The organism is Candidatus Accumulibacter sp. ACC012, assembly GCF_907163155.1.
GTDB lineage: Bacteria > Pseudomonadota > Gammaproteobacteria > Burkholderiales > Rhodocyclaceae > Accumulibacter > Accumulibacter delftensis.
Genome location: NZ_CAJQUC010000019.1, coordinates 252,234 through 276,830, shown reverse-complemented (window position 1 = coordinate 276,830; position 24,597 = coordinate 252,234). Strand labels below are relative to the sequence as shown.

Genomic DNA, 24,597 nt, shown 5'->3' with positions numbered 1-24,597 from the left:
CGGTTGAAAACCCCGTACACGCGCCTAGATCCTTAGCAAACCGGCGGTCAGGCCGAAGCGAAAACGGCGGACGGAAGCCAGCTTGTCTGCGAAATCAGGACTCTGTATTCCGCGCACTACCTTCTCCAAATCACGCCCGTCGAAAACAAACCCGAGATCGTGGGTTCTGACGAGATCCGCCAAGTAGCTGCCATCCGCCGCGACCACGGGAATTCCCACTGCCAGCGCCTGAAAGAACTTGTTCGGCAAGGCTAAGCGATAGCTCAGGCAGACATCGTCCACGCAACACCACATCACACATCGATGTACGGCCACCAGTGAAACGAGCGCGCTTTCGTAGTCGCGTGGGCCAATCACCCAACCGGCGGCAATAGCGAGTTCCGGAAGCTCACCGATAAAGAAGGCGTGCACCGGGACACCGAGCCGCTTCGCCTCGCTCGCCAGCCGATCAAGCTGTCGCCCCCTGATGCCGGCGCCGACGTAGACCAGCGCCAACCGGCCCGGCTCCGGTACGTCAAACGAGCGCTCGCGACAGCGGTTCACGAAATGATCGTTGAGCACGACGCGTATCCGTTCGCGCGGCACGTCGTGCACGTGCTCATAGAGAGCCGCGATCGGGGCATTGACCACCCGCAGTTCGCGTGTTCGATCGAGCACGCTTCTTTCGACTACCACATCGAACGCCGTGCGCAGCCAACTGTTCCTGCGGTTTCGATGAAACTCGACCTCGTGAGCATCATAAACCAGCTCGGCGCCTGAGCACTTCGACAACTCCGCACCGACCACGCCGCAAAAGAGATCGTGCGCATGGACCAGGCGCACGCCGTCAAGCCGGCCGAGGAGGCTTGCGGCCACGCCCTGCGCTCGGACAAAACTGCGCAGAGAAACAGACCAGCCACCGGCAGCGTTCTTGGGGCTCAACCCGTAGTGTCGCCGGAGCAACGACCACAGCCCATGGCCGCGCGACAAAGCCTTCAACAGCATCAACAACGCCCGTAAGCAAACCAAGAAGCCTAATGGCGGGTCGGCAACGTCACCATTTACAAGGTCGACAATTTCGACCAAGGGATAGTCGGCAAGGGAAGCCAGCACTCTCTTGTCGTGCTCGAGTTCCTCACTGATAAGTACCAGAACTCGACCCGCGACCAAACCAGACGCCCCGGTCAAGATGCTAAGTTCCAATCGCAGAAAGCCGGCAATGTGGCAAACGTGTAAGCAAGCTCCAAGATCATGACGGAATCCCTATGTGCCTTTTGCGATGTGATCCCGCCATTCGATCCTTCCCGTAAAGCAAGGGATGAAGTCGAGGCTCGAGGAGAAAACCCGGGCTGGTCACTGTCCACAATTGGCAAAGCACTAACACGAAGACGTGCTCGTGCTGCCCATGTACATCTTATGTTTGCCAAGCGACTTGCCGCCAGGAGGGTGGTCTTCCACAACAGGCGGCACGCCCGACGACTCAGTCAGTCCGAAGTGTGGGCCACCCGCAGGGATTTCCGTGCCGTACACGCACACGCCAGCTAGGCAGCTACGCGCTTTCGGCACGCTTGACAAAAACCCGTTTGAAGTAGCCCTTGCGGTCGTCGCCAATGTCGTCAAAGACCGCGGCTGCGCCGAAGACGTCAGCTGCCAGACTCAGCCAATCTTGATCCCAGTCTCGGTAAACCCGCACCATCAGATCGCTTTGATAGTAGTGCTTCGAAGCCACGTAGCAGTACGCTCCGCCAGGCGCCAAAGCCTCATGAATTGCGCTCAATATACTTCTCGCGGCATTGTAATCCTCAATGAATACCGTTCCTGTCTTATCCAAAACCAGATCAAACAGCCCTGCAACGCTGCTAGCCGATGCCGCTCCGCTCCTCCGCCAGTCCATGAACGCTTCAATCGAATCGGCAACCCAACGACACGCCGGATAGCGCGCAGCGCAGACCCAGATGCCCTCCACCGAACCGTCGACCCCGATACACAATGGAGGAGTGTCCTTCGGTCGCTTCCGAACAACCAGTGTGCGGACGAACTCGAGGAAGTCGCCTTGCCCGCTACCCAGTTCGAGAACGCTGCCAATCGACGCAGCGTTTTGAGACACGTACTGCCCAATAAAGGATGCCACGGATGGAGCGATCGTATACAACTGCGAAGTGCTGCCATACTTCTTGTCATAAAGGTCAAAACGCGGGTTTGCTTTGGCATAGAGGATGTTCTCCCGCCGTTCCAGATGAAGCGACTTGGCGTCCAGCACCTTCGCATGGTAGGCACTGTTGCGGCGCGCCTTGCTCGCCGCAAGCGCAGCTGGATTGTAGTTGGCTAGTGGACTCCAATGACAAGCATGCACCAAACACTGGACATTGCTGGAGACGTCGCGAGTCAGCAGATACTCTTTGACGGCAGCGAGCATCTCGGTGCTTTCAGCGAATTTGTCGAGATAACGCGTCTGGTCGTTCTGCAGAAAGAACCAGCGAGCGGAGCTATCCGAGAGGTATAGTCCGTGTGGCGTAAAATTGGCTTCATACGCAAGACCATAATCAGCCATGGGGAGCGAGAACTTCTCAACGGTGTGTGCGCCGCACATAACCAGCGATGCAAAGAAGCGTTCATGATCGGGGCTGTTCAAGTACTCCTGAAACAACTTTCCTCGCAATTCTCTAAATATCTGATAGTTAAGATAACCGTCGATACGACACCGGCGTGACCCATGGGCAACCGTGCCCCTGATCACAATCCCGTTCTTCTGAAAACTCTCGAGGATCTGTTCCAGGAACTCGCCCGGCTGCCGCAAGGTATTCAGGCTCAAGGTAATCAAGTCGTTGTGCAGAGCCACCTCATGCCCGAGGTCGAGCAGTTGTTTGGCGTAGGAAAAAACCTTCGGGTCGATGTGCAATTGCCCCCCGCTGACGTGACCAAAGTAGTTCGCAGGTAAGTACTGACCGTCAGGATGGAGCAGGAAGTATGACGACCGCACACCAAGCTGCGACTCCAGTGCGGCCATTGCCAGGGCATTTTCGATAGACCAATCGACATCGTGTCGCAGGACGACATGCGGGGTAGTCACTGACAGTGAGTCCAGCACCGAACAAAACGGCAGGCCAAAAGCAGCCAGAAGATCTTCGACGTACCGTGTCCGATCGGTCCACAGAACTGCCTCATGCACATGCGGTAGCACGAGCCCCCCCATGGCGCTCGATGGCATCCCGGGATCGATTCCGTCGACCTGCGCCACGAAACCGTCAACGCCGCTCCTTTCGCCAGCCTCGCGCGCATCTGAAGACCGTTTCTGGCCACGAAACAGCCATATCGTCGAAGTCGGCGACAGGGCTATCGGAGTCACCTGGAAGCCAAGGAAGAGATGCCCGTAGCGTTGCGCAACCTGAGCAGCACTACGGAAATAACGAACGTGACCGAAAGAATCAAAGTTCGGAACGGTCCCAAAAACTTCAACCCCGGTAGGAATCGACTCAAGCAGCAACAGATCCTGATCGATATGCTCCAGCACCTCTGTACACACCACTGCATCACAGTCGAACTGCTGCACAGCCCTCGGATTCGGGAGCGAAACCACTTCAAAGCGATAGTCTGGGCAGCGAACTCTCGCCTGCTGAATTGCAACTTCACTGAAATCGATGCCGGTGTAGGCGAGATTTGCAATGTTCTCGTGCAGGTACTCGGCGAATTGGCCTGGACCGCAACCCAGGTCCAACGCCCGCCGAGTCCCTGCGGAAATCAGCAAGTCGGCCATCGCTCGCCATACGCAGGCATATTCGGACACGCTCCCGTGCTGTGCATACTTGCTCGACGCTCTGAAGATGGCGTCGTAGTAGCTCGCCGAGGCTTCGCCGGCTTCCGCACGCCCGGCGGCATGCTGCCGCTGAACTTCCATCAGAGCCGCCAGTACCGCGAAATCCTCTTTTAGTGCCAAGGAACTGCTGTACGCGTCCACTGCCAGTGACAGCTCGCAAGCGAGGGTAGCGCTGCGCGCCAGGCGATTCCACCAGGCGACCTGCGAGCCATCGAGTAGCAGAGCTGCCTGGTAGCTTTCAATTGCTTCGCGATACCGATTTTGGGCGTAGAGAACCGCGCCACTCGCGGCATGATGTGCTGCTACATCCGGACCTAAGGCAGCGGCACGCTGGAAACCACGCAGCGCCGAATCATGATCAGCCAGCTTTTTGTACAGGCGCCCGCTGAGCGAATGATAAGCAGCAACCCCGGGTGCCGCGATCAGGGCCCGCTCGATGAATTCACGCGCCTCCGTCAGTTCTCCGAGTTGCACCGCCGCTTTGTGGGCCGACGAAAGCAGGAAAGGGTTCGACGGAAAAGCAACAAGGGATGTCCGGCACAGGGCGGCGACACCCGTCCAGTCGGACGCGAGCAAGCTTGCCCGGACGTCCGCAATGATGTCGGCAGATAACTTCGCGTCCATGCCGGGGGCTTCGCCGTCATTCAGCATCATCAACTCACAAAACGTTGGACATCACAACACCTCCTGTTCCGTGCGGAAACCAGAGGCAAGGGCTGGTCACTCGGCCGTCGCACCAGGCAGGCAATTCTTGGCCAGACAACGGCCCGACCCCAGGCGGCCAAGCGATCGTCCATTCCTGACCTGATTCCGCACGTCCGATCCGCTATCCAGCAACCGCACTTTCGGGCCGCGTGGGCATCGATCTACTGGCTCGTACCGCCGACAATGGTCGCCCAAAGCCCAAAAGGCGGGAGCGAACTGGCGCGCGACAAATACTCGCCGCATTGGGAACTGGCCAGCGGGGATTTCTTTCGGAAGGCACAGTGTGCGGCGGTCAGCGTCGCCTGGCATTTTGAAGCATCGCCGCCCCAGAACCTGCAGTTCGCAGTCCGGCACCTTTTATTGTCGCATGTGGCCCATTTCTCCCAAACCCCCAAACCGTGGTCGCGAAACTCCTTCGAAGCAAGCAGAACGCCAATTTGATCGGAGAGCACAGCCATCGCGGCGGCGTGGTTTTCGACATTCTGCGAAGCGTCGGCCTGTTTCGATATCCATTGTGGATCGAGTCGTCCCAGATATCCCTCATTTCCGGCTCGCCGCTCATCGAGTTCCGAGCGCATGGCCCGTCTGGCCAGTTGTGTTGCTGCAGGGTCGCTGGCGGCAATTCCCAACACCGCCGCCCCATAAGCCATGAATACGTTGATATTTCGCACGTAACGCCCGCTATCATTCGAATGGTCGCTATAGAGATAGTAGGCACATCCCGTGCAAGGAACAGCCGCGAGAGTGTACTGCTGCCAGAAGGACAACACCTGCCCCGCCATGGTGAGAAACTCCTTGTTCCCCAAGAAGTCTCCCGCCGTGGCCAGACACGCGATTCCCAGCCCCGTCTGGAACGAGTAAACTGTGTTCGGGGTGTTGCACGTTCCATCGCCAAACGCATCGAGACCACCGTGCGGACAACTGTCGGGACTCTTGCCTTGGTACCTCCAGCCTTTGATTACCCCCTTCGATCTTACGGCCGTGTCGGCAAGTAACTGGGCCGTGGCGCGCAGCTTTGCTCCCGCTCGCTTGTCGCCTGCTTCGAGCAATGCGGCTGCCGCCAGGCAATCCCAGCCCAGGTCGCCAGCGTCCCGGTTTGCCATCGACCGGGTACTGTTCAAGAAGCCCTTGATGAAGGCCACTACCTTGCTCTGGGCGACACCGGGCAAATCGCTGACTGCCGCCGGGCGAAAATCCTCAGGCTTCGCGGAGGGTTCTTCGGCCGCGACTGCGCCGTTCATAAAAATTATGGCTGCCAGCACCAGGCTAGCGACGCACACCACCAAGTGCCTGATGTTCATGTCCATCCTCTCCCTCCTCTCCCGCCTCTCCTTCCAACCTCGTTAATGGCCTTCCGATTGCCGATTGCAAGTCGAAAAGGCTGCTCCTGACCGACAAGCCCGCTGCCGCGCGGCTTATTGTCCTTCGCTCAATCTGGCCAAGGAAGCGCTCGGCAGGGTGCGAGGAAGGTTTACTCATCGAGCCGTTGCCTCGTCTCCGACATAAAGCGGGCAAGGGCCATCGATCCCACCGAGCCGCCAAACCACCCCCTCGGAAACCAGTCCGGACGGCGACCAAACAGCCGAACCAGCTTGCCTCGAATCTCCGGGCGAACGGAGTCGAGCAGGCTGAAGCCCGCTATGAGCATGTACAGCGTCGAGTGCTTCTGGGCCACTTCTCCCGCTGGGCGGATCTTCCGACTGCTAATGTACAGGTTGAGGTCATCGTCCGGCTGTAAGACGTTCTTCAGGAACGAGTCCGCAATCCGCTCCAGGTCCTGCGTTGAAAGGCCCAAGTCAGACCCGTAGGCCGCCGCGGGAAACTCGATGGTGACCGCCGCCTTGTAGAACGCCTCCCCGCCGACACCGTGCTTCAAATTTCTTTCAGCCATCGACATCGGAGGATGCTCTTCCCTCAAGTTGCCCGGAGACGGTGCATAGGCCCACGAATAGCTGCCATTCTCCTCGGCAGCGCACGCAGCCAAAAAGTATCGGGCGATACTTTTGGCATCACGGCGGTATTTCTCGTTACCAGTCAACTGATAAGCCTTCACCAGGGCGGCAGCAAAGGCATGGGTGTGGTTGAGCCCTTCGATCGAATTGTCAAAGGGCGCCCGGAAGTAGCCGCCTTGCACGGTCTCTTCAAAAAGCATTTCTCCGTCAAATTCGTCCAGGCAATCCGTGATCGAGAGTAGCAGCCTCTCGCGCTGCTCACTCGACAAGGCGTCACCCGCCTCACTCAGCAGCAGATCGCAAATGGGAAGAAGTATCAGGCCTGTCGTGGTAACCTCGCAGGCACGCACATGCCCCTCTTCCGGAGTGAACACTCCCCAGCACTTGGTGACTCGCTGGCGCAGGTCATCCACCATGTCCAGACTGTCGTCCCGCTCATTCAACAGCCTTTCGTAGACGTCCACGACAATATCCGCAAAACGCTGCTCACCGGTCGCGCGGTAGGCATAAACCGCACTCCGCCCCCAATAGGTCCATCCCCACGCGAAGACGCGGCCTTTCGTCCCAGGCGTCTTGTCCAGCCGTGCCTGCGTCAAGTCCGTAGCGCACCCCGCCAGGAAACTGTACAGCACGCCACTCCGTGGACGGGAGGCGATGAAGGCAGCGTAGGCTTCTCCCCAACCATTTTCCACGCCGCTTTCGGCGCCGGATAAAGCTAACAGGAAATCGTTGGGATACTCCAGTATGCTGAACACGCTGGCCTGCTCGGCTGCCGCCGAGGTGTCCCGGGCGAGGACGCGCTTGCGGCAGGCCTCATACGCCGTGTACAACGATGCCGCCGGCTCGGGCGGCGGCTGACAACGGCCGAAGGTTTTCCAGCGGCCCGCCCTTCGCAAATCCCGGCCGACTGCCGGCACGCAGTTCTTGGTCCAGGTTTCAACAAATGGCAGCGCATAGACAAGGCCATACCGCGACTTCTCTTCCTTGCCGACTACCTCAATCCTGATCCTTGACTGCTTAGCCCACTCGCCAATTGCCGCTCGCGTGGCGCCGACCAGGCTTTCCTGACTTTCCACCGGTTTGTTCCAGGGCAAAATCCACATCCAACCGGTCGGCTTCAGGGATTTCGCAATATTACCGAGAAATTCCCGCAGGGGCGCGTCATCCTCGGCTATGGCGAACCAATAACAATTGATCGATGCGCGGCAGAAAATGCCATCAAACTTCACACCCTTGAACGGCCAGTCTTTGCGCAGGTTGCAAGAGGTCATGTTGTGCCCACGCATCTCACCAAGCTTCAACACCGCTGGGTCGTAGTCAACGCCAAAGGTAATTGCGCCCTTCTTTTTGACAATATCAAGAAAATCGCACTGCCCCGGTCCTATGTCCAGAATACGCTGCCCATGAAAGTCGACGTGTCCCAGATAAGAGTCCGCGATAGCGCTAATGCCTCGATACACTGCCGGGCTTGATGTTCTCATGTTTGCCTGGATGGCACTGGCCATCACTTCCCGCTCGATGTCGTTATATAACACAGTGATGCCTCGGTCTTGTCAGTAAAAATAACGTTGCTCGTCGCCCTGGCACCAGGAGCTCAGTGCCCAGACAAACTGCGCTGTAGGACCTCCCGGAAAGGAACCCAGTACTCAGCGGCCCGCCCACTCTGGTATAAGTCCCAGAACTCCCTCAGCCATGGGTTGTTTGGAAAGTATTTCTCCGCAGCTTTGCTGTCTTTGGCGAAGTAGTATTGGGGATGAATCAGCACAAAATACCGGTACGTCAGCGGGCGGTCCCTTGTGGACAGATTCGTCATCAGAAATTTCCGCAAATCGAGGCTCGCGTCGCCGCGACTGATCCGTAAGCCCCACCCGCCATCAGAGTAGCGCTGGGCGCTGGGCGCGAACCTGTTGTGAGTCCAGATCAGCCGATGCTGACTAAATGACGGGTAGAAAAAACTATAGTTATTTAACCCATTTGGGCTAGATGCGCCCCCATGCGGAGAAAAATAACGGATATCAAGGCCGTGCGAGCGCAGAAATTCCACATCTTCATTGAAAGCAATAGCGACGTCTGGCTCATGGTATCCGCCTAGTTCGCCGGCATTGCAATGGTACGCAAAGCACATTCCTTTCTCATCCTGCAGGCGCCTGAGAAGAGCGTAGTCAATGTCGTACCTGCGTACCGTGCCATCGTCATCTATTTCGCGACAAAAAATTGCCGTCGTCGACTTCATCCCAGACTCCGCTTCGAGTTCGCAGATATATTGTGTCTCGCGAGGTGCACTGTCCGAGTCGTGCTGAATAAGCAAGTTTAGCTTCGGAACGTCGACACTGCTCAAGCTCTTCTTTCGCCAAATACGGTATTCGTCAGCGTAAAGACTCACCAAGCCCTCTTCTGTGCGGACATCTCTATCGGTTGCAAAGATCAAGTCGTTAAAGTCGAGAAATTCTACCCTGTCACTCTCCAACAAAATCTCGTAAAAACCACGGACGTATTCAAAAGGCAACATCGCGATGCCCGGACGTGGATTCGACGGCAAAGGATTCCGGTCAAGGAAGCCTCTCGCCGCCGCCAGTGCCTCGCTCCCCCGTTTCGGCGCGGAATTAGTCGCGCCAATCACCTTTTTTTCAACAGCAAGGTCACTCGGTAGCCCGCCTGCGTCGGCGAACTCGGAACGATCCAACTCGGCGTCATTGAACTTGCCTTCATGCGTGTAAGCCTCGGTTAGCGCGGACGGGGTATCCTGCGAAGCCGCGGCCGCGGCAGTAGCAGTGGCCGCCGTGGTGCTACACGTTCCCTCTTCAATGGCGCGCAAGCCAAAGGTCCACCAATTCGGATGAACCAGGGCCATACAACGTGCGCCACTGACGCCTTTCAATATGGCAATCAGATTCTGGAAGTCATCATCCGCGGCCAAAGTCAAATCGTCGGCGCGATATCCCTTCGGGCCAGCCAGAACCACGCGCTTGCTGCTATCCGAATAAGCGAAGTCACGTGCCAAGAAATAGGCCTCGTACGAAAGCCCCAAATCGCCCATATCCAGTTGATGCAACTTCGTTTGCCATTCTCCTTCCGAGACAGTTCGACCCGCTTCATGACCACGTCGCTGACAAGCGCTGAACATCTCGTAATTGACGAAGGCGTTTCGTTTGGCGAATTCACTGCCGTGAGAAGCCGACCCAACCACCTGAATGTGATGCGACCGGAACCACGCGAGTTCCTCCCGAAGAAGCGATTCCACTGACCGCCCGGTAATCCATGAAAGCTGCGCGAAGTCATTGTGCAAGCCGACCTCGTGACCATAACCCAACAGCCGCCTAACCGCCGTGAGCAGTTTCCTGCTGTGCCAAACGCGCCCAAAGGCGATTCGCCCGTAATAGTTTGACTTGTGTCCATAGTCCCCGGGCGGGAGTAGGAAGTAGGTAGCCCGCACGCCCATTTGAAATTCGATGGAGGCCATGTTAACGGCAGCATCAAGGTCAGAGTCCACGTCATGGCGTAACAGAAGAATGCTTTTCATGTCGCTTTTGGCCGCGTACTCACGGTGCAATACCGGCGCGAGCCCCGCGTCAAGCAGGGCTTGGAGCAACAGCCGATAGCTGGCGACACGCCCATCCGAAAAAACAGCGTCGAATACCGGCGCATTATCAGTCATGTGAATTCGCCCTAGTTGTTTGGATCGTTGGAGAGGGGCGAGAACCACGGCCACCGGCCCACATCGTAGACAACAAACTGAAAGCGTCATCAATCCATCCGCACCGGGCCTGAATAGCTTCCTCTTGCGGCCGGAAATCAGTTGTTGCGGGGTCCGGTTTCAGAATTCGCAATCCTTCGCCCCATTGCCTCCACTCCACAGGCACGACTGCCAACACTACTGCGATCGGCGTGGCCCGCTTGTAGCTCAGCCCGAAAAATTCAACAACCTCTAACCGAGGGGCATCCGGATTCCCGATCAAACCCAAAAAATAGAGATAGCCAATTGTGTACACACCAAGCCTCATCGTATGAAATAAATCGTCTCGGGACAGCACCTACTGACTCAACCGAAAACTAGTTTCGAGGTGCCTACGGGGTGCGCCTCTGTTCTAAAATAAATATAGCTGGCTGCGTCACTTTTGCGAACAATGCTCTTCACGAGGGTCGTTGCTCATAAGCCAAAAATATCTTATTCACTATCGTACTCTTTTGTGGCAGTCAATTTAGTGGCGATGAACCTCCGCGTAAACACGCACGAAGGTGATTAAACTCAGTATGATTTTGCACCATGGAGTCGATGAATTGCAGCCCAATAAGCGCAACCACTCCAAACTGAAAAATCACCGGGGAGACATCGCCCCGGGGCGATATTGACCTGCAATCAGTCGGATAAACCCTCCGATTGTGAAAGCGCTTTGGACCTCCGAGACACGATGTCCTCGTAAATTTTGTTCAGCTTCTGTACCTGCGCTCGCCAGGAATACTTCTCGTCAAGAACGGCCAACCCCCCGTCCCGCATCTTAAGGCGATCATTTTCTCTGAGCATGCGCGAAATTGTGTAAGCCAGTGACGTCTTGTCTTCGAAGTCAACGATCTCCCCATTTCCATTCTCAACTAGAAACTCCCGAATCTCATCCAGCTCATTGGAGACAATGGGCACGTCGGCAAACGACATTTCGAACAGCTTGTTCGGCATACAGTATTGATACGATAGCGTCACCGGTTCGACAGAAATAATTCCAATGTCAGCGCCACGAATGTAGTCGACCACTTGATCAAATGGTACCGGCAGCATCATTCGAAACCGCTTCCCGACCCCCAACTTGTCTGCCTGACGATGAAGCATGGCATGCGTCTTGACATCGCATGGGCCTACGGTGGCAAAAACGACTCCCTCAAGCTTGGGCAAGAGCGGCAGTATCTCACTAACACCTCTGCCCATCGTTACCTTTCCCACGTAGATAAATAATGGAACTTCAGGGCCAATACCAATTTCACCGCGAATATGCCGCTCGCAGGGATTTATAATGGGAGAGTTGTATAGAATATTGATGTCGGTACGACCCAAGTGGCTAGCCAGGACTTCACCCACTTTCCGCCCGACCGTATTCACTGCAGCCGCCCGCCGTGCGTACTTCTTCTCGACATAGGCCACCCAACGCTTTTGCAGGAACGGGTGCGGCGGGTTCCGGTGCACCTCAAGTTCGTGGGCGTCGTAGACAACTTCAGCGCCGCACTCTTCCGCGGCGTCTTGTGCCGCTGGCAAACAAATCAGGTCGTGCGCGTGAATGATGTCAGGCTTGATGGCCGCCACATGCTTGGCAAACACCCTGCTGAACATGGCGTACTTGGCATACGCCGCCAAGCGTTTGGCGATAAAAGTGCCAATTGGCTTGACGAACCGGTGGCTAAACAGGCTCAACGGGAAAACCCCCATCAGCACCTGAACTGGCCTCCAATCCAGCCGATGGTAGCTAACTGCGCCGCTGTTGTCGAAAGGTTGCGTATCGGACGCGAGCGTCCCGAAGACGTGAACCTCGTGTCCCGCATCGGCTGCGGCGCACGCCATCTTGATGACCCTGGCATCACTAACGCACGGGTTGGAAACGATAACTGCTATTCTTGCCATAGTTCTTGCACACCCCAAATTCTAGTTTGACTGCTCGGACGCAACGTCCGTATTCAACAGCAGTCCGCGCACCGCCTCAAACGTATTGTTCACATTGGACTGTTTGGCATTGATCTCAAAATCCACGTGTTGGGAGGCCACCAAGACGGCGATCCACTGGAATAGTCGGTCCCGTCGTGCGACCCAGTGCGAGAGCGGCTGAACGAGCCTTGATGCCAGCCACAAAGACATCACGCCCGCGGTAACCAGAAGTAGTTCCATTGCCAACCCGTAGCCAAGTCCAGCGATTAGCGCACCGAGTGACACTGCAGCAGTCTGCCGAGCCAACTCTTGAATACCATCATTTCGCATCAAGTCGAAAGCGACGCGCACAATGGCCAGTCCGAGAAAGGCAACACCAAAGCCAGAGATCAGCCAATACCATGCTCTCAGTGAGTTAATATGCCTGGTCAGCGGCGCTACCGCAATCTTCAAACCGTTCACAGCCAAAGTCACTCTCGCCCTCAGTTCCTCCTGCTGCTTGCGCACCGTCTCATGCTCGCGCTTGATCTGTGCTTCGATGAGCGACCGTTGGTCTCTTAGCTGATCAATCTCCGCCTGAGTAGTATCGAAGTCGCTCTCGATAACTGTCTGCCCGCCCCTCGGTTGGCGCCGAAAACGTTGTTGCAGCGCGTCCGATTTGTTGAGCAAATCCTGGAGTTGCGCTTCCAACTCCGGGGAATAGCCAACTCCTGTCGCTCCGCCATCATAAACAGAAGCGTGTGCTGCAATAGCCGCCCATTTCCGTTGCTTGAATAGCCAGCCTCTTTGCTTAGCTGTTAATTTTGCTTTGACCAATCCAGCATAACGTGCAGCATTTTGATCAGTCTTCGCACCGATCAGATTAGATGACTCAAAATCAACGGCGGTGGTTTGGGCCTTTCTGAGGTCTGCCCCACGAAATGAGCAATTCTCCACCGTCGCTCGGGAAAAATTTGCCCCGCACAGGCTAGCACCGTCGAAACGGCTGTTTACAAGGCTGGCTTGGATTAGCGTTGCGTATTCAAGATGCGACAAAGCAAACTTGCTTTGTTCGATCACACAATCACTGAGATCAGCACGGTTGAAACTAGTTATTACGGCGTGCGTATCGCGTAGCGATACCTTGCGTAGCACCGCAGAGTCAAAGCTCGCCCCGTCAAGAATCGCGCGATCCAGCACCGCGCCCTCCAGATTGCTGGACCCGAGCTCCGCCGAAGCCATATTGGCTCCCGAAAAATCAGAGCCCTCCAGCATTGCGTGACGGAATTCCACGCGCTGCAAAGAGGCCCCTTTAAAATGGCAGCCCGAATATTTGACACGTTGCAGATTAGCGCCATCGAGAATGGCTTTTTCAAAGCTAAGCACCGCCGCCGTATCCGAGAGGTTCGCGCCGGCCAGATTCGCACCGGAAAAATCTGTCCCCGTTATGTCGGCAAGGCTAAGGTTGGCGCGCTGCAAGGAGGCTTCAAGAAACTTGCAGCCCGCAAGAGAGGCACGTTCGAGATTGGCTTCGTCAAGAATGATGCCACTGAGGTCCAGACCTGAAAAATCAACAAAACTGAGATCTTTGCCACTCAAATCGGCCGCCCCCCCTTCTTTGCGGTTCGATTCCAGCCAAGTCTTGTGGGCATCCAGGCTCAACAGGATGTCATTAGGGATTTGTACCATAACCTCTCTCTTCAGTCTCCAATTCGGTGGATCAATCACAACCGGCGTAGCCATCCCGCCGCGGCAAGCCAAAACGACGCCACCACCATCACATGCTTATGCGTTCAACATCGATGCCTGCGCTCAATGCCGGCCTGATGACCCTTCTTGAGTCATCTCTCTCCGGCGCGCCTATCCGGGACAGCAGCGGCACTGTTCAATTGGGCATGTGATCACTGAATGCTTGCCGGATTGTCGTGGCTCGACAGCGAAAAGGGACGGCTAACTGCCATGGCCCTGATCACCAGTGAGCGCGCTCCAACGGGGACTACAACGGCGGCAACGCTCTTGCGGCTCATGACGAGGTCGCCCCGGTAAGAGCCGCGATGATCCTGGCCTGAGCGGAAGATGTCAGATACGGGTGCATCGGCAGGCTAACGACACGATTGGCCACGGCCTCAGAAATCGTCAGGGACCCGGAAATCTGGCAAGCGCTTCGATACGCCGCCTGGCGATGAAGCGGCACTGGATAATGCACCGCGCTCGGAACGCCAGCCGCCTTTAGTCTTTCGAGGACAGCTACACGATCATTCACCTGGACGGTAAACTGTCCCCATACGCTGCTACGATCAGGCCGAACCACGGGGGCAACGACTGCGCGGTCGGTGCGACCAATCAGTTCCAGATAGCATTCGCCAGCGAGCGCACGCTGCCCAAGCTCCCATTCGAAACGCTCAAGTTTAGCGAGCACAACCGCACACTGGAGAGTATCCATGCGCCCACCAACACCTACACGGGTATGGTGATAGCGCTTTTCCTGGCCATGCACACGAATCTCGCGCATGGTCTTGGCCAGAGTAGCGTCGTTCGTTAAGATCGCGCCGCCATCACCGTAGCAACCCAGCGGCTTGCTCGGAAAGAAACTGGTGCAACCGATGGTCGACAGATTACAGCTTCGCGTACCGTTGTACCGAGCACCAAAGCTCTGCGCAGCGTCTTCGATTACGGGAATATTGCCGTGCCGAGCAGCAAGCGTGTTGATCTCGCTCATGTCGCACGGTTGGCCATAGAGGCTTACCGGGATGATGGCTTTAGTTCTAGGTGTGATGGCTCCCTCAATCAAGGCCGCGTCAATATTGCAGGTGTCCGCTTCGATATCGACGAATACCGGGGTGGCTCCCAGTAGAGCGATGACTTCGGCCGTGGCAACAAAAGTGAACGGAGTTGTGATCACTTCGTCGCCCCGCCCTATACCAAGCGCCATCAGGCTGATCAGGAGCGCCTCTGTTCCCGAAGAGACCGTGATGCAATGCTGAGCGCCCGTGTAGCTTTCAAGGCTATCCTCCAGTTCGCGTACCTCCGGCCCCATAATGTACTGACCGTGATCCAACACGCGCTGAATGCGCGAATCGATGCTCGCTTTCAGCGCCTGATACTGCGATCCGAGATCGATAAATTGAATGTCCATCCGCGTCATCATCTATTCCTGTTTGTTTACCTAATCTCCAATTGTGTGTCTGCAGAATCACACAACGCCTTTCTACTACCTCATAACGGAGCTATCTCGACCGTCGCACGGGGGGTTTGCGTTACGTCAACGGTAACTCACAAAGAACACCGTCCACCGTCTCCAAAGCAAGCCCTGCGTTTCGAGGAAGCTCCTTCTTCTAAGCGAATTCCACTTCTAGTTGCTCGGTAGGCTCAGAGCGATTCGTCCTGTAGCCGATTAGTTGGTTGCAATCCCGACGATCACCGCAATACGGAACAATGCCTCCACCACATCTCTGAATATTTGACGAGACTTCACGTCAATTTTTGGCAACACCATGATCCGATCGCCAGGACGTACCGTAGGCTGGCTGCCACCAAAAAAGCCGCTCGTGGCCTCGTCAAAGCTGCCATCGCGGTGGGCAACGACCACTCTCGATGCATCGGCATTCTGGGTGTAACCACCCGCGTTCTGGATATAATCCGCAAGCGTCAGAGACGGATCGTAGGCAATGGTATTGGGAAAGATCACCTCGCCGCCTACCAGCACCAAGCCATCCTTCGTCGGAACCCGAAGCCTGTCCCCATTCTCCAGCAGCAGTTGGTCGCGATCAGCCGCTTGGGCTATATACACCTGCCCAGACGGCTCGACCTTCTTACCTCGTTCCACCCACTGAAGCAGCAGCTCTGCCTCTTCCTTGCGTAGTTGCGCCTCTTGGTTAGTTCCCGAGCGCGCCGTCAAGGCTGCATTCTCCAGAAACTGGAGCGTCGTTTGCAGGGCTTCACGCTGCCGTTCCTTCGCACTCAGGCGGAAGAGTTGCAGGTTCTGCGAGTCGGAGCGCTCGGAAAACTCGATCTGGCCGACGAGTGCGCCGAGCTTCGTCCCGTAGGGCAATACGTATTCCTGAACGCTCTGATGTTCGCCCTCGACCCGAACAGCTATAGTGCCCGGCCTCTGGTCGGAAGTGAACTCAAGTCCGTCACCATTGTGTAAGCTGACCACCCGGGCATCGGCAAGCGGAAAATACTCCGTATTCCTTACCGTCCCGGTATTGCGCATCACCCGCACATGAGTAGCCTGAGGGGATGGTTTGGCAAGTTTGATGAGCTCGAAAACCGTCAGCGAATTTGTGCTGAACTCGAACCGCTTCGCATTTTCAGCCAAGCCGCTGACCATCACCGTGTTTAGGCGCGGGCCAACGAAGATGACGTCGCCGTCAGTGAGCTGGATCAGCGGAATCCGCCCCTCGAGCAAGAAATCGTAGAGGTTGATCGAAGCGCGGGTCTGGCTTCCCCGCTTCACCTGGATATTAAGGAAAGACCCTCGCCTGGGGTCGATGCCGCCCGCCTGATCAACATAGTGCAGCAGGCTGTCCATGCTCGTGCCACTGTAGAGGCCCGGGCGATTGACAAAGCCACTGACAAAAATGCGCACCGGTTGCGCAGCGGCCAGGCTCGCATAACTGTACACATTGGCACGAAAGACCTTGCCCGCGCCCGATGCGACTACGCGCTGCAAATCCTGATTGCGCACACCCAATACGTGGACCGGGCCAACGTGCGGGATGAAGACATTTCCCTTTGGATCAACGGTCAACGGTGCATCGAACTCGAAAGCCCCCCACAGTCGCACCTGAATCTTGTCGCCGACGGCTACGGCGTAATCAGGGTTGAACTGCGTCGCACCTTCACGCGCAAAAGCGCCGCTGAAAAGGTTTGCGCCGAAAACGTCACTTTGCACATTCGACGAATAATCAAAGAACTGAGGTGTCGCAGTGCGGATGTCCGGGACCACTGCCGCGGGTACAGCAGTCAGAGGTTGTGACATGGGTACAGGTGTTGCCGTAGATTGACTCCCAGCCGTGCCAAAACCAAGAGCGTCGGTATCGGCAGCAAAAGCCGTCGACCGCAAAGTGCCCAGAAGGAGCATTACCAGAATGAGCAATGACAGCCATCCACTCCAGCACTCCCGCTGGTCCCTGAGCTGTACGGAGGCCTTTGCGGTCGGCGTCTTGGTGATCGGAAAGCTAACAGGCAGCCGCATCATGGGTTTTAGTCCTGGTGGTCGCGAATAATGGCGGAAAGCAGCTGCAATATGCCGGCCAGTACAAGCACGGAGAGAGCAAAAACAATTATGTTGTATATCCTGCGCGGCTCGAGCGGATACTCCGGTAAGGTCGGGCTTTGCACAATGGAGACCTTTTTCAGGTTGCGTGCCGCGTCAATACGCCCTTTTTCCAGCGCTGTCAGCGCAGTCTTGTATACGTCTTGAGAAAATACAGTCTGCATTTCAAGGAGCTGGTATTCCTCTACCGTCCTGTTGAGAGCACCGCCTGTTGGCGAAGTTAGCCGTGCTTTCTCTGCACGCACCTGGCCTTTGATCGCGGCAATCTTGAGGTCGATCTGGGCGACGTCTGGTGCCTTAGCGCTCAAGTAGCCGAGCATCGCTTCTCGGTTAGCCTCAAGCTGAGCGAGCTCACCTTCCAGTCGGCCGATGATTCCGGCAAGGGTTTCAGCGGCCGCCTGCGGAGAAATAAAGCCTTTGGCATTCTGAAAATCAACCAGAGCGCCGCGTGCCTTGAGCACGCGCTCGCCCATATCAGCCACCTGTTTTTCGAGAAACTCGACTTGGTCACGCGCTAGACGGTGGCCGATATCGTTCATGAAGCGCTCGCCCTCTTCAACCAGAGCGTTGCTAATCGCATACGCTTTCTCGGCGGTGTAGGCCTGTACCTTGATTCGCAAGACGCCCGCAATTTCGTCCACTTCGATGCCGACTCGTGCCAGATAGTGCTGATAAAAAAACTCTTGTGGAGCGTCTTCAAACCACATCCGCGAAAGAGGGTCATGCTTCCAGTCGCTGTAATGCGCGCGCAGTTGTAGCTTGGCGTCAAGCTTCTCCAGCATGTCCACCGAAAGCAGGTGGTCTCGCATCAGCCGCAAGTCGCGATCACTTTTGCCGCCAGCGAACAGCGAAGCAAGACTTCCGGCCTGACCGCCAGACATGTCCGTACTGTCCACGACCACATCTGCCTGCGAGACGTAGCGATCCGAGGCAATGACACCCCAGTAGACGATCGCCATGACAATGGCCACCACTGCAAACCGCAAGGCCCGGCGGCGAACCAAATGCGAAGCTAATCGGCCATGCACGCTCCCAATGAGTCGCGGCAACGGATGTTGACGGATGCGGTCTATCACGTGGCGATGCTTTCCTGGTATGCCTTCAGCGCGTCGTCGATGCTGTCGAACCACTGCGCCTGGCCATGATGTAGCCATATTCCAGCTGAACAAAATTGCTTCAGCGTCCCTTCATCGTGAGAAACCATGATCAAACCTGCGTGGCTGGCCAAATTCTTGAAGGCTGTCGCAGCCTTCGCTCTGAATGAGGCGTCTCCCGCAGCGGTCACCTCATCGGAGATGTAGACGTCAAAATCAAAAGCCAATGAGAGAGCAAACTGCAACCGGGATTTCATCCCCGAAGAGTAGGTTTTGACCGGCTCATCAAACGCATCACCCAATTCGGAAAAGTCCGCCACATAGGCGAGGCGATCGGGAATATCGAGCTCGTGACCATGAATCCGAGAGACGAACTTGGCGTTCTGCCGCCCCGTCAGGGAACCTTGCAAACCTCCACCAAAACCCATCGGCCATGACACTCGACAACGGCGCTCGATCCGTCCCCTGTTAGGAGTATCAACCCCGCCAATCAAGCGCAGCAAAGTGGATTTACCGGCACCATTACAGCCTACCAAACCGACGCTAACCTTAGGCTGAATGGTGCACGAAACACCCTGCAGAACCCACTTGCCTGCGCCATGCTCGGTTTGGTAACGCTTATGCACATCTTCAACGATGATCATTGCATTAGTAGCCGGCGAGAAAAGCGAACGTGGAGCGCCAATCCAAAGAAAAGCGACACAAATGCGAAAGCCATCAGATAACCAAGGCCGAGGCCTGTCACCTCTTGGTAACTTGGCGAAAACGCCCCGCGAGCCAATTCCAGCCCTTGCATGATCGGGTTGAGCAACAGCCAATCACGCAGCGCAGGAGGTAACATGGCAGGAGAAAACAACACTCCGGAAAGGAAGTACAAAGGTATAAAGCACAGGTTAGCCACTCTGCCGACTTCAGGGATGAGTGTGCTTCCCACGGAGAGGGCCAACCCAACCCCGGTACCGAAAATCCAGAAAAGAGTGTAGACGAGCATAACCGTTAGGGGGTCGTGCGGAAGTGCGTCGAAACCTGCAAGCGACATTCCAGAAAACATGATAAGCCCGACAAACAATTGAATAACACCTTCAAGAAAAGCACGCACCAAAACAACATCTACCGGCTTGACCTGGCGGTAGGCAAATAATGCACGATTCGCCGATATGGCGGCCATCGAACGCATCGCCGAATGTCGGAAGAGATTGTACCCGAGGATACCAATGGCCAAAAAAAGCGCGAAGTCGAAACCAGGCATAATGCGATGGCGAATGCTGGAAAACATCACCATGAGAATCGTCAAGTGCGCTACTGGCTCCACCAACAACCATAGCCAAGCCGCACGGCCTGCAGATACGCGACTGACCGCTTCCCGTAGAAACAGGGCGCTCCAAGTGGAGAGGGTAATGCTAACTGATGAGCGAGTGCTGTACATGGACCCAGTCATGATTCGCGCCACGGCGCTTTCGATGCATCCGTCTTTCCAACCTTAGAGCCTCATCATCCAAGCAGACTTGACCCTCGCACTAACCGAATATCATAAAGCCGTGTGCCGGCAAGCGTTTGCAACTAGCTGGAAAGCCGAGACCCAACCGTGACTGAGTGGAATTCGTTGCTCCAGCGCCCGTCGTCAAGGGTGTCGTTTAGGCTGACCAACTGCGGGCGGGCGAAGCTCTGGATTCTAGCGACATGCACATTATTGGTCAATTAGATCGGCGACAAATGAGCTGCATCTTCCGGGGCACGAGCAATTGCTAGAGGCAAGAACCACCGTGATACCCGCCCCATAGTCTGGGAGCGCCGCTCGGCCTCACCTCACGTGAAACATCCGCCAAGAAAGTGCCGATGACCGCTGTGACCATCGCCCAGCAGTGCGAACCCGTGCTTGCCTTGTTTCGGAGCCTCAGCGCCCTCGGAGCCATCCCGAGCCCTGACAACGATGGGCCAGGCATGCAATCACGGAATCGAAACGCGAACAGGCCCTGCACTGGTGGATATCGTCCGGGCTGCGTCAGGGGGAGCCAACCCCCTTCGCAAGCGCTCGCCTGCGCCTGACCCACCTCAACGGCATTAGAAGTCAGCCCTGAAGCATGAATGCTGCAGCCCGGTATTTTCAAGGCCTGGCGGTGCGTCGCAAGAAAAAACCTTCGCACAAGGGGGCTAGACAGCCGGGCGGACTTCTGGCCGGATAGGTGGAGCGTAATCAATCTGCGCTTCAGTCGGAGGTTTTGCGATGCTTGCAACGAGTGCGGGGGAATGGGTGCACTGCGGTCGCGTGTTCAGCGCTGCGGAGATTGCCGAGCTCTGCGCGACGGTCGCGTGGCTGCCGGGATTGGCACGCAAGGAGCTGGCGGCGACGGTGTGCGAGCACCGGGGCTGGACCACCCTGACGGGGACGGCGAAGATCAGCGCCTGCCTGGACTTCCTAGAGCGTTTGCAGGCGGCCGGGTTGCTGGTACTGCCTGCGTTGAGGCCCTCGCCGCCGCGCCGTTGCGCGCCGCCATCGGCGTCCGCCGCCCCAGTCGCCCCCGTTGCCGAGCCGGCAGTGCACTGCGCCCTGTCGGCGCTCGCGCCGGTGTCCCTGGAAGTGGTTCGCGACGCGACCCGGGTGGCGCAGTGGGATGCGCTGGTGGCGCGTTGGCACCCGCTGGGTTTCCAGGGGGCCTTCGGCTACCGGCTGCGCTACTTCATCACGGCGGGCGACCGGCGGCTGGGCTGCGTCCTGCTGTCCGGTGCTGCCCGCGCGGTGGCCGTGCGCGATCAGTGGATCGGCTGGACGGCCCAGGCCCGCCGCGAGCACATGGCGCGGGTGGTGAACAACAGCCGCTTCCTGATCTTTCCGCACGTCCGCGTACCCCATCTGGCCAGCCATGTGCTCGGGCAACTCGCGCGCCGCACACGCGCGGACTGGCTCGAGCACTGGGGCTTCGAGCCCCTGCTGCTGGAGACCTTCGTCGATCCGCGTCACTATGCCGGCACCTGCTACCGTGCCGCCGGTTGGCACTTGCTTGGGGCAACCAGCGGGCGCGGGCTGGCCCGCCCTGGCCAGTCCTATCACAGCACGCCTCGCCAGGTGTGGGTCAAAGCGCTGACCTCGGATGCTTGCGCCGCGCTGTGCGCCGCGCCGGGGAGCCCTCGGTCATGAGCAAACATTGCCGCCGCCCGACACGCGTTGCCATCAAGAAGCTGCGCGCAACGGGACAAGTCCCCCACTCAGCCGCTCCCTTGCCCAACAGACGCTCGCTCTTCGCGACCGTCGACGAGGAACACCGCGAGGACGCCGTGAGCAAACAGATGCGTCTCCTGCGCAAAGAGCTGCCCGCCTTGCTCACTAAACTGGAACAAATTCCCGACCCGAGAGACCCCAAAAAGCGCCGGCACAAGCTGACCGTGCTTCTGCTCTACGGCTTGCTGATGTTCGTCTTTCAGTTCTCTTCCCGGCGCGAGACCAAGCGCGAAATATCCCGTCCCCAGTTCATGACCACCCTGCAGCTGCTGTTCCCGGAGATCGACGCCCTGCCACACGCCGACACCCTGTTTCGGCTGTTGCGCGACATGGACCTTGGGCACCTCGAACAGGCCCACGTCGATTTGGTGAAGCGGCTGATTCGCGGCAAGAACTTTCGTCGCTATCTGATCGACCGCTGCTATCCGATCGCCATCGACGGCTCACAGAAGCCCGCTGGCGACACCCTCTGGACGGAGGAACTCCTGTAACGTACCGTCGGCAAGGACGAAACCCGTCACACTCAGTACTTCGTCTACGTCCTCGAGGCCAGCCTGGCCTTCCACAACGGCCTGGTCATCCCGCTGCTCAGCGAGTTCCTCGAACAGGCCCTGGGCGAACCCGAGGTGCAAAAGCAGGATTGCGAACGGCGCGCCTTTGCGCGCTTGAGCGAGCGCCTCAAGACCTGCTTCCCCCGCCTGCGGATTCTGCTCCTGCTCTACGGACTCTACGCCAACGGGCCGGTGATGCAGCGCTGCCGTGACTACCACTGGCCGTTCATGATCGTGCTCAAGGACCAGGATTTGTCCACCGTCTGGCAGGAGTTCCGCGCGCTCCATGCCCTGAAGCCGCAAGCCATGCAGCGCTGCTGGGGACGACGCCGACAACGCTTCCTCTGGGTCAACGCCATCGACTATGCCTTTGGTTCGAACGGGCGTCAGCGTCTCAAACTGCACGTGGTGGTCTGTGAGGAAAGCTGGGAGTGGATCGATCAACAGGCCACGACCGTGACCAAAACCGGGCGCCACGCCTGACTCTCCAGCCAGCCGCTCAGCCAAGACAATGTCCATGAGCGCTGCAACCTCGGCGCCCGCCAGCGCTGGGGCATCGAAGCGGGCTTCCTGGTCGAAAAGCACCAGGGCTACCACTACGAGCATGCCTTTGCCCTCGACTGGAATGTCATGCAGGGCTATCACCTCCTGATGCGCCTGGCGCATGTGTTCAATACCCTGGCACGCTTCACCCGACAGCTACGCGACCTCTATCAGGAACTCGGCGTGCGCGCTGCCATCGCCTTCATCCGAAGCTCCTGCGCCGCCCCCTGGCTCGCGACCCAGCACGCCTTCGCGTCCTTCTCGCCGAGCCATCCCTGCTTCAACTTGAGTGACTTCGCTCAGGCGTCACCGAAACATCCTCTCAAGCGCGGCGTACGCAACCGTCCGGAAAGGCTCGCCTAGCGATCGTCCCGCCGTCCAAAAAACCTTTCGACATCCTCATGACCGACTCCATCCCCCCGTCCCTTGCCGCCAGCCAACCGCAATCTGACCGCCTCGGCCGCAAAAGTGGGCGTTACCGGCAAACCGGCTCGATTCGGCTGGGTCATGCGTCAGGGCTGATTAGAAGTGCTGGCGGTTGCCGCACTGCCTTCCCGCCCAATAGAATGTTTGCGTCCGCGCCGCCGACGCGGCGCCCCAGCCCACCAGGAGCATCCACATGAACCGCCCCCGCGTATTCGCCATCGACGGCATCGTCCCGGTCGTCGACCCCAGTAGCTACGTTCATCCATCGGCGGTTCTGATCGGCGACGTGATCGTCGGCCCTGGCTGCTACGTCGGGCCCTGCGCCAGCCTGCGCGGCGACTTCGGACGCCTGATTCTCGAACGTGGGGTCAATGTGCAGGACAGCTGCGTCATGCACGGTTTTCCCGGCAGCGATACGATCATCGAGGAGAATGGCCATATCGGCCACGGCGCCGTACTGCACGGCTGTCGCATCGGCCGGAACGCGCTGGTCGGTATGAATGCCGTGATCATGGACAACGCCGTCGTCGGCGAATCGTCGATCGTCGCCGCCTGCGCCTTTGTCAGAGCGGGGATGGACGTTCCGCCGAACTCCCTGGTCGCCGGCGTTCCCGCCAAAGTCATGCGCCGGCTCAGCGAGCAGGATATGGCCTGGAAAGTCGAGGGAACACTGACCTATCAGGAACTCACCCGACGCTCGCTGGCAACGCTGGTCGAGACCGAGGCGCTGACCGCCGTGGAGCCGGACCGCAAACGTTTCGACATGCCCGGCGTTAAGCCGCTGATCGAGCTACGCAAGCAGGCGCAAGACGGCGCCGAGCGCGAGTAGTTGGAGGATGGCACTGGATTGCCGCGTCGGCTGCGCCTCCTCGCAATGAACCTGAACCTGCCAGCCAGAGCTCCGACGCCCCCTGTGCCAAAATGGACCTCGATAGGGACGCCCGCACGCACATAAGTGCGAACCCGCATGCGACCACCAATGCGCGCACTATGCGCACAATGCGGACGCCGCGCTGCTGCTCGCCGAACAGACAGCGAGCGCAATTTACAGCCGTGACGCAGCGAGCCAACCGATCGACCTGCAACTGCTCGGCGCTCGCCCCGCTTACTCGCGATTGACGATGCGCGTTCGACCAGATATGGTCGACGGCCACCCCATCTGTCACGGTGCTTATCTGTTCACTCTCGCCGACTCGGCTTTTGCCTACGCCTGCAACAACGACAACCGCAGCACGGTTGCCTCGGCGCGCCATGTCGACTTCCTCAGCCCGGCACGCGCGGGCGAACTGCGCGCAGCCGAGGACAGCGAAGTCGGCTCATCAACCAGTACCGCCGACCTGATGGCGGATACGGTTGAAGGAAACCCGCAATGAGGCCTCGACCTCGACGGTCGCTCCCGGCCCTCCCCCCGCAGCACAGCAGGTCGACGA

18 protein-coding genes are annotated in these 24,597 nt (G+C 57.7%); 6 read left to right on the top strand and 12 right to left on the bottom strand.

Translation table 11 applies throughout. The features are described 5' to 3' along the window. Positions 1–24: 24 nt before the first annotated feature. The 12 genes from QZ648_RS19205 to QZ648_RS19150 form a co-directional block, all read right to left on the bottom strand. Positions 25–1,065 (bottom strand): glycosyltransferase, encoded by a 1,041-nt coding sequence (locus QZ648_RS19205; protein WP_291997992.1) that lies wholly within the window; start codon positions 1,063–1,065, stop codon positions 25–27. 463 nt (positions 1,066–1,528) lie between these two features. Next, a complete protein-coding gene (locus tag QZ648_RS19200; RefSeq protein ID WP_291997991.1) occupies positions 1,529–4,447 on the bottom strand; it encodes a methyltransferase in 2,919 nt (972 codons plus the stop codon). 212 nt (positions 4,448–4,659) lie between these two features. Next, positions 4,660–5,805 carry a hypothetical protein gene (locus QZ648_RS19195; RefSeq protein WP_291997990.1) on the bottom strand — a complete coding sequence of 382 codons (1,146 nt, stop codon included), beginning with the start codon at positions 5,803–5,805 and terminating at the stop codon, positions 4,660–4,662. Positions 5,806–5,969: 164 nt separating this feature from the next. After that, a complete protein-coding gene (locus tag QZ648_RS19190) occupies positions 5,970–7,985 on the bottom strand; it encodes a methyltransferase domain-containing protein (protein ID WP_291997989.1) in 2,016 nt (671 codons plus the stop codon). Positions 7,986–8,044: 59 nt separating this feature from the next. Beyond that, a complete protein-coding gene (locus tag QZ648_RS19185; protein WP_291997988.1) occupies positions 8,045–10,105 on the bottom strand; it encodes a hypothetical protein in 2,061 nt (686 codons plus the stop codon). A gap of 702 nt (positions 10,106–10,807) precedes the next feature. Then, positions 10,808–12,055, bottom strand: coding sequence for a glycosyltransferase family 4 protein (locus QZ648_RS19180; RefSeq protein ID WP_291997987.1), 1,248 nt, complete (start codon positions 12,053–12,055; stop codon positions 10,808–10,810). 21 nt (positions 12,056–12,076) lie between these two features. Beyond that, positions 12,077–13,744, bottom strand: a complete 1,668-nt coding sequence (locus tag QZ648_RS19175; RefSeq protein ID WP_291997986.1) for a pentapeptide repeat-containing protein — start codon at positions 13,742–13,744, stop codon at positions 12,077–12,079. Between the two features lie 334 nt (positions 13,745–14,078). Next, positions 14,079–15,185 carry a DegT/DnrJ/EryC1/StrS family aminotransferase gene (locus QZ648_RS19170; RefSeq protein WP_291998019.1) on the bottom strand — a complete coding sequence of 369 codons (1,107 nt, stop codon included), beginning with the start codon at positions 15,183–15,185 and terminating at the stop codon, positions 14,079–14,081. A gap of 264 nt (positions 15,186–15,449) precedes the next feature. Then, positions 15,450–17,258, bottom strand: coding sequence for a polysaccharide biosynthesis/export family protein (locus QZ648_RS19165; protein ID WP_291997985.1), 1,809 nt, complete (start codon positions 17,256–17,258; stop codon positions 15,450–15,452). 5 nt (positions 17,259–17,263) lie between these two features. Further along, a complete protein-coding gene (locus tag QZ648_RS19160) occupies positions 17,264–18,412 on the bottom strand; it encodes a chain-length determining protein (RefSeq protein WP_291997984.1) in 1,149 nt (382 codons plus the stop codon). Continuing rightward, positions 18,409–19,074: an ABC transporter ATP-binding protein gene (locus QZ648_RS19155; RefSeq protein ID WP_291997983.1), complete on the bottom strand. Its 666-nt coding sequence runs from the start codon at positions 19,072–19,074 to the stop codon at positions 18,409–18,411. Before QZ648_RS19155 ends, QZ648_RS19160 begins: the two co-directional genes overlap by 4 nt. After that, positions 19,071–19,856: an ABC transporter permease gene (locus tag QZ648_RS19150; RefSeq protein WP_291997982.1), complete on the bottom strand. Its 786-nt coding sequence runs from the start codon at positions 19,854–19,856 to the stop codon at positions 19,071–19,073. Before QZ648_RS19150 ends, QZ648_RS19155 begins: the two co-directional genes overlap by 4 nt. Positions 19,857–20,654: 798 nt before the next feature. Between QZ648_RS19150 and QZ648_RS19145 the strand changes: the two genes are divergently transcribed. The 6 genes from QZ648_RS19145 (at position 20,655) to QZ648_RS19120 (ending at position 24,540) form a co-directional block, all read left to right on the top strand. After that, positions 20,655–21,566 carry a DUF4338 domain-containing protein gene (locus QZ648_RS19145; protein WP_291997981.1) on the top strand — a complete coding sequence of 304 codons (912 nt, stop codon included), beginning with the start codon at positions 20,655–20,657 and terminating at the stop codon, positions 21,564–21,566. After that, entirely contained in the window at positions 21,563–22,138 is a 576-nt protein-coding gene (locus QZ648_RS19140; protein ID WP_291997980.1) for a transposase family protein, read from the top strand. The genes QZ648_RS19145 and QZ648_RS19140 overlap by 4 nt, the downstream gene beginning before the upstream one ends. A 135-nt stretch (positions 22,139–22,273) precedes the next feature. Beyond that, positions 22,274–22,681 carry a hypothetical protein gene (locus QZ648_RS19135; protein ID WP_291997979.1) on the top strand — a complete coding sequence of 136 codons (408 nt, stop codon included), beginning with the start codon at positions 22,274–22,276 and terminating at the stop codon, positions 22,679–22,681. A gap of 147 nt (positions 22,682–22,828) precedes the next feature. Then, complete coding sequence (locus QZ648_RS19130) at positions 22,829–23,104, top strand: hypothetical protein (protein WP_291997978.1); 276 nt, start codon at positions 22,829–22,831, stop codon at positions 23,102–23,104. 256 nt (positions 23,105–23,360) lie between these two features. Further along, positions 23,361–23,996: a phenylacetic acid degradation protein PaaY gene (gene paaY, locus QZ648_RS19125; protein ID WP_291997977.1), complete on the top strand. Its 636-nt coding sequence runs from the start codon at positions 23,361–23,363 to the stop codon at positions 23,994–23,996. Positions 23,997–24,180: 184 nt separating this feature from the next. Beyond that, entirely contained in the window at positions 24,181–24,540 is a 360-nt protein-coding gene (locus QZ648_RS19120) for a hotdog fold thioesterase (protein WP_366144201.1), read from the top strand. Positions 24,541–24,597: the final 57 nt, after the last annotated feature.

Coding starts and splice junctions, on each gene's coding strand:
- QZ648_RS19165 (WP_291997985.1), bottom strand. CDS start 17,258: ATGATGCGGCTGCCTGTTAGCTTTCCGATCACCAAGACGCCGACCGCA.
- QZ648_RS19150 (WP_291997982.1), bottom strand. CDS start 19,856: ATGTACAGCACTCGCTCATCAGTTAGCATTACCCTCTCCACTTGGAGC.
- QZ648_RS19185 (WP_291997988.1), bottom strand. CDS start 10,105: ATGACTGATAATGCGCCGGTATTCGACGCTGTTTTTTCGGATGGGCGT.
- QZ648_RS19195 (WP_291997990.1), bottom strand. CDS start 5,805: ATGGACATGAACATCAGGCACTTGGTGGTGTGCGTCGCTAGCCTGGTG.
- QZ648_RS19180 (WP_291997987.1), bottom strand. CDS start 12,055: ATGGCAAGAATAGCAGTTATCGTTTCCAACCCGTGCGTTAGTGATGCC.
- QZ648_RS19155 (WP_291997983.1), bottom strand. CDS start 19,074: ATGATCATCGTTGAAGATGTGCATAAGCGTTACCAAACCGAGCATGGC.
- paaY (WP_291997977.1), top strand. CDS start 23,361: ATGAACCGCCCCCGCGTATTCGCCATCGACGGCATCGTCCCGGTCGTC.
- QZ648_RS19140 (WP_291997980.1), top strand. CDS start 21,563: ATGAGCAAACATTGCCGCCGCCCGACACGCGTTGCCATCAAGAAGCTG.
- QZ648_RS19175 (WP_291997986.1), bottom strand. CDS start 13,744: ATGGTACAAATCCCTAATGACATCCTGTTGAGCCTGGATGCCCACAAG.
- QZ648_RS19200 (WP_291997991.1), bottom strand. CDS start 4,447: ATGATGCTGAATGACGGCGAAGCCCCCGGCATGGACGCGAAGTTATCT.
- QZ648_RS19130 (WP_291997978.1), top strand. CDS start 22,829: ATGCAGGGCTATCACCTCCTGATGCGCCTGGCGCATGTGTTCAATACC.
- QZ648_RS19145 (WP_291997981.1), top strand. CDS start 20,655: ATGCTTGCAACGAGTGCGGGGGAATGGGTGCACTGCGGTCGCGTGTTC.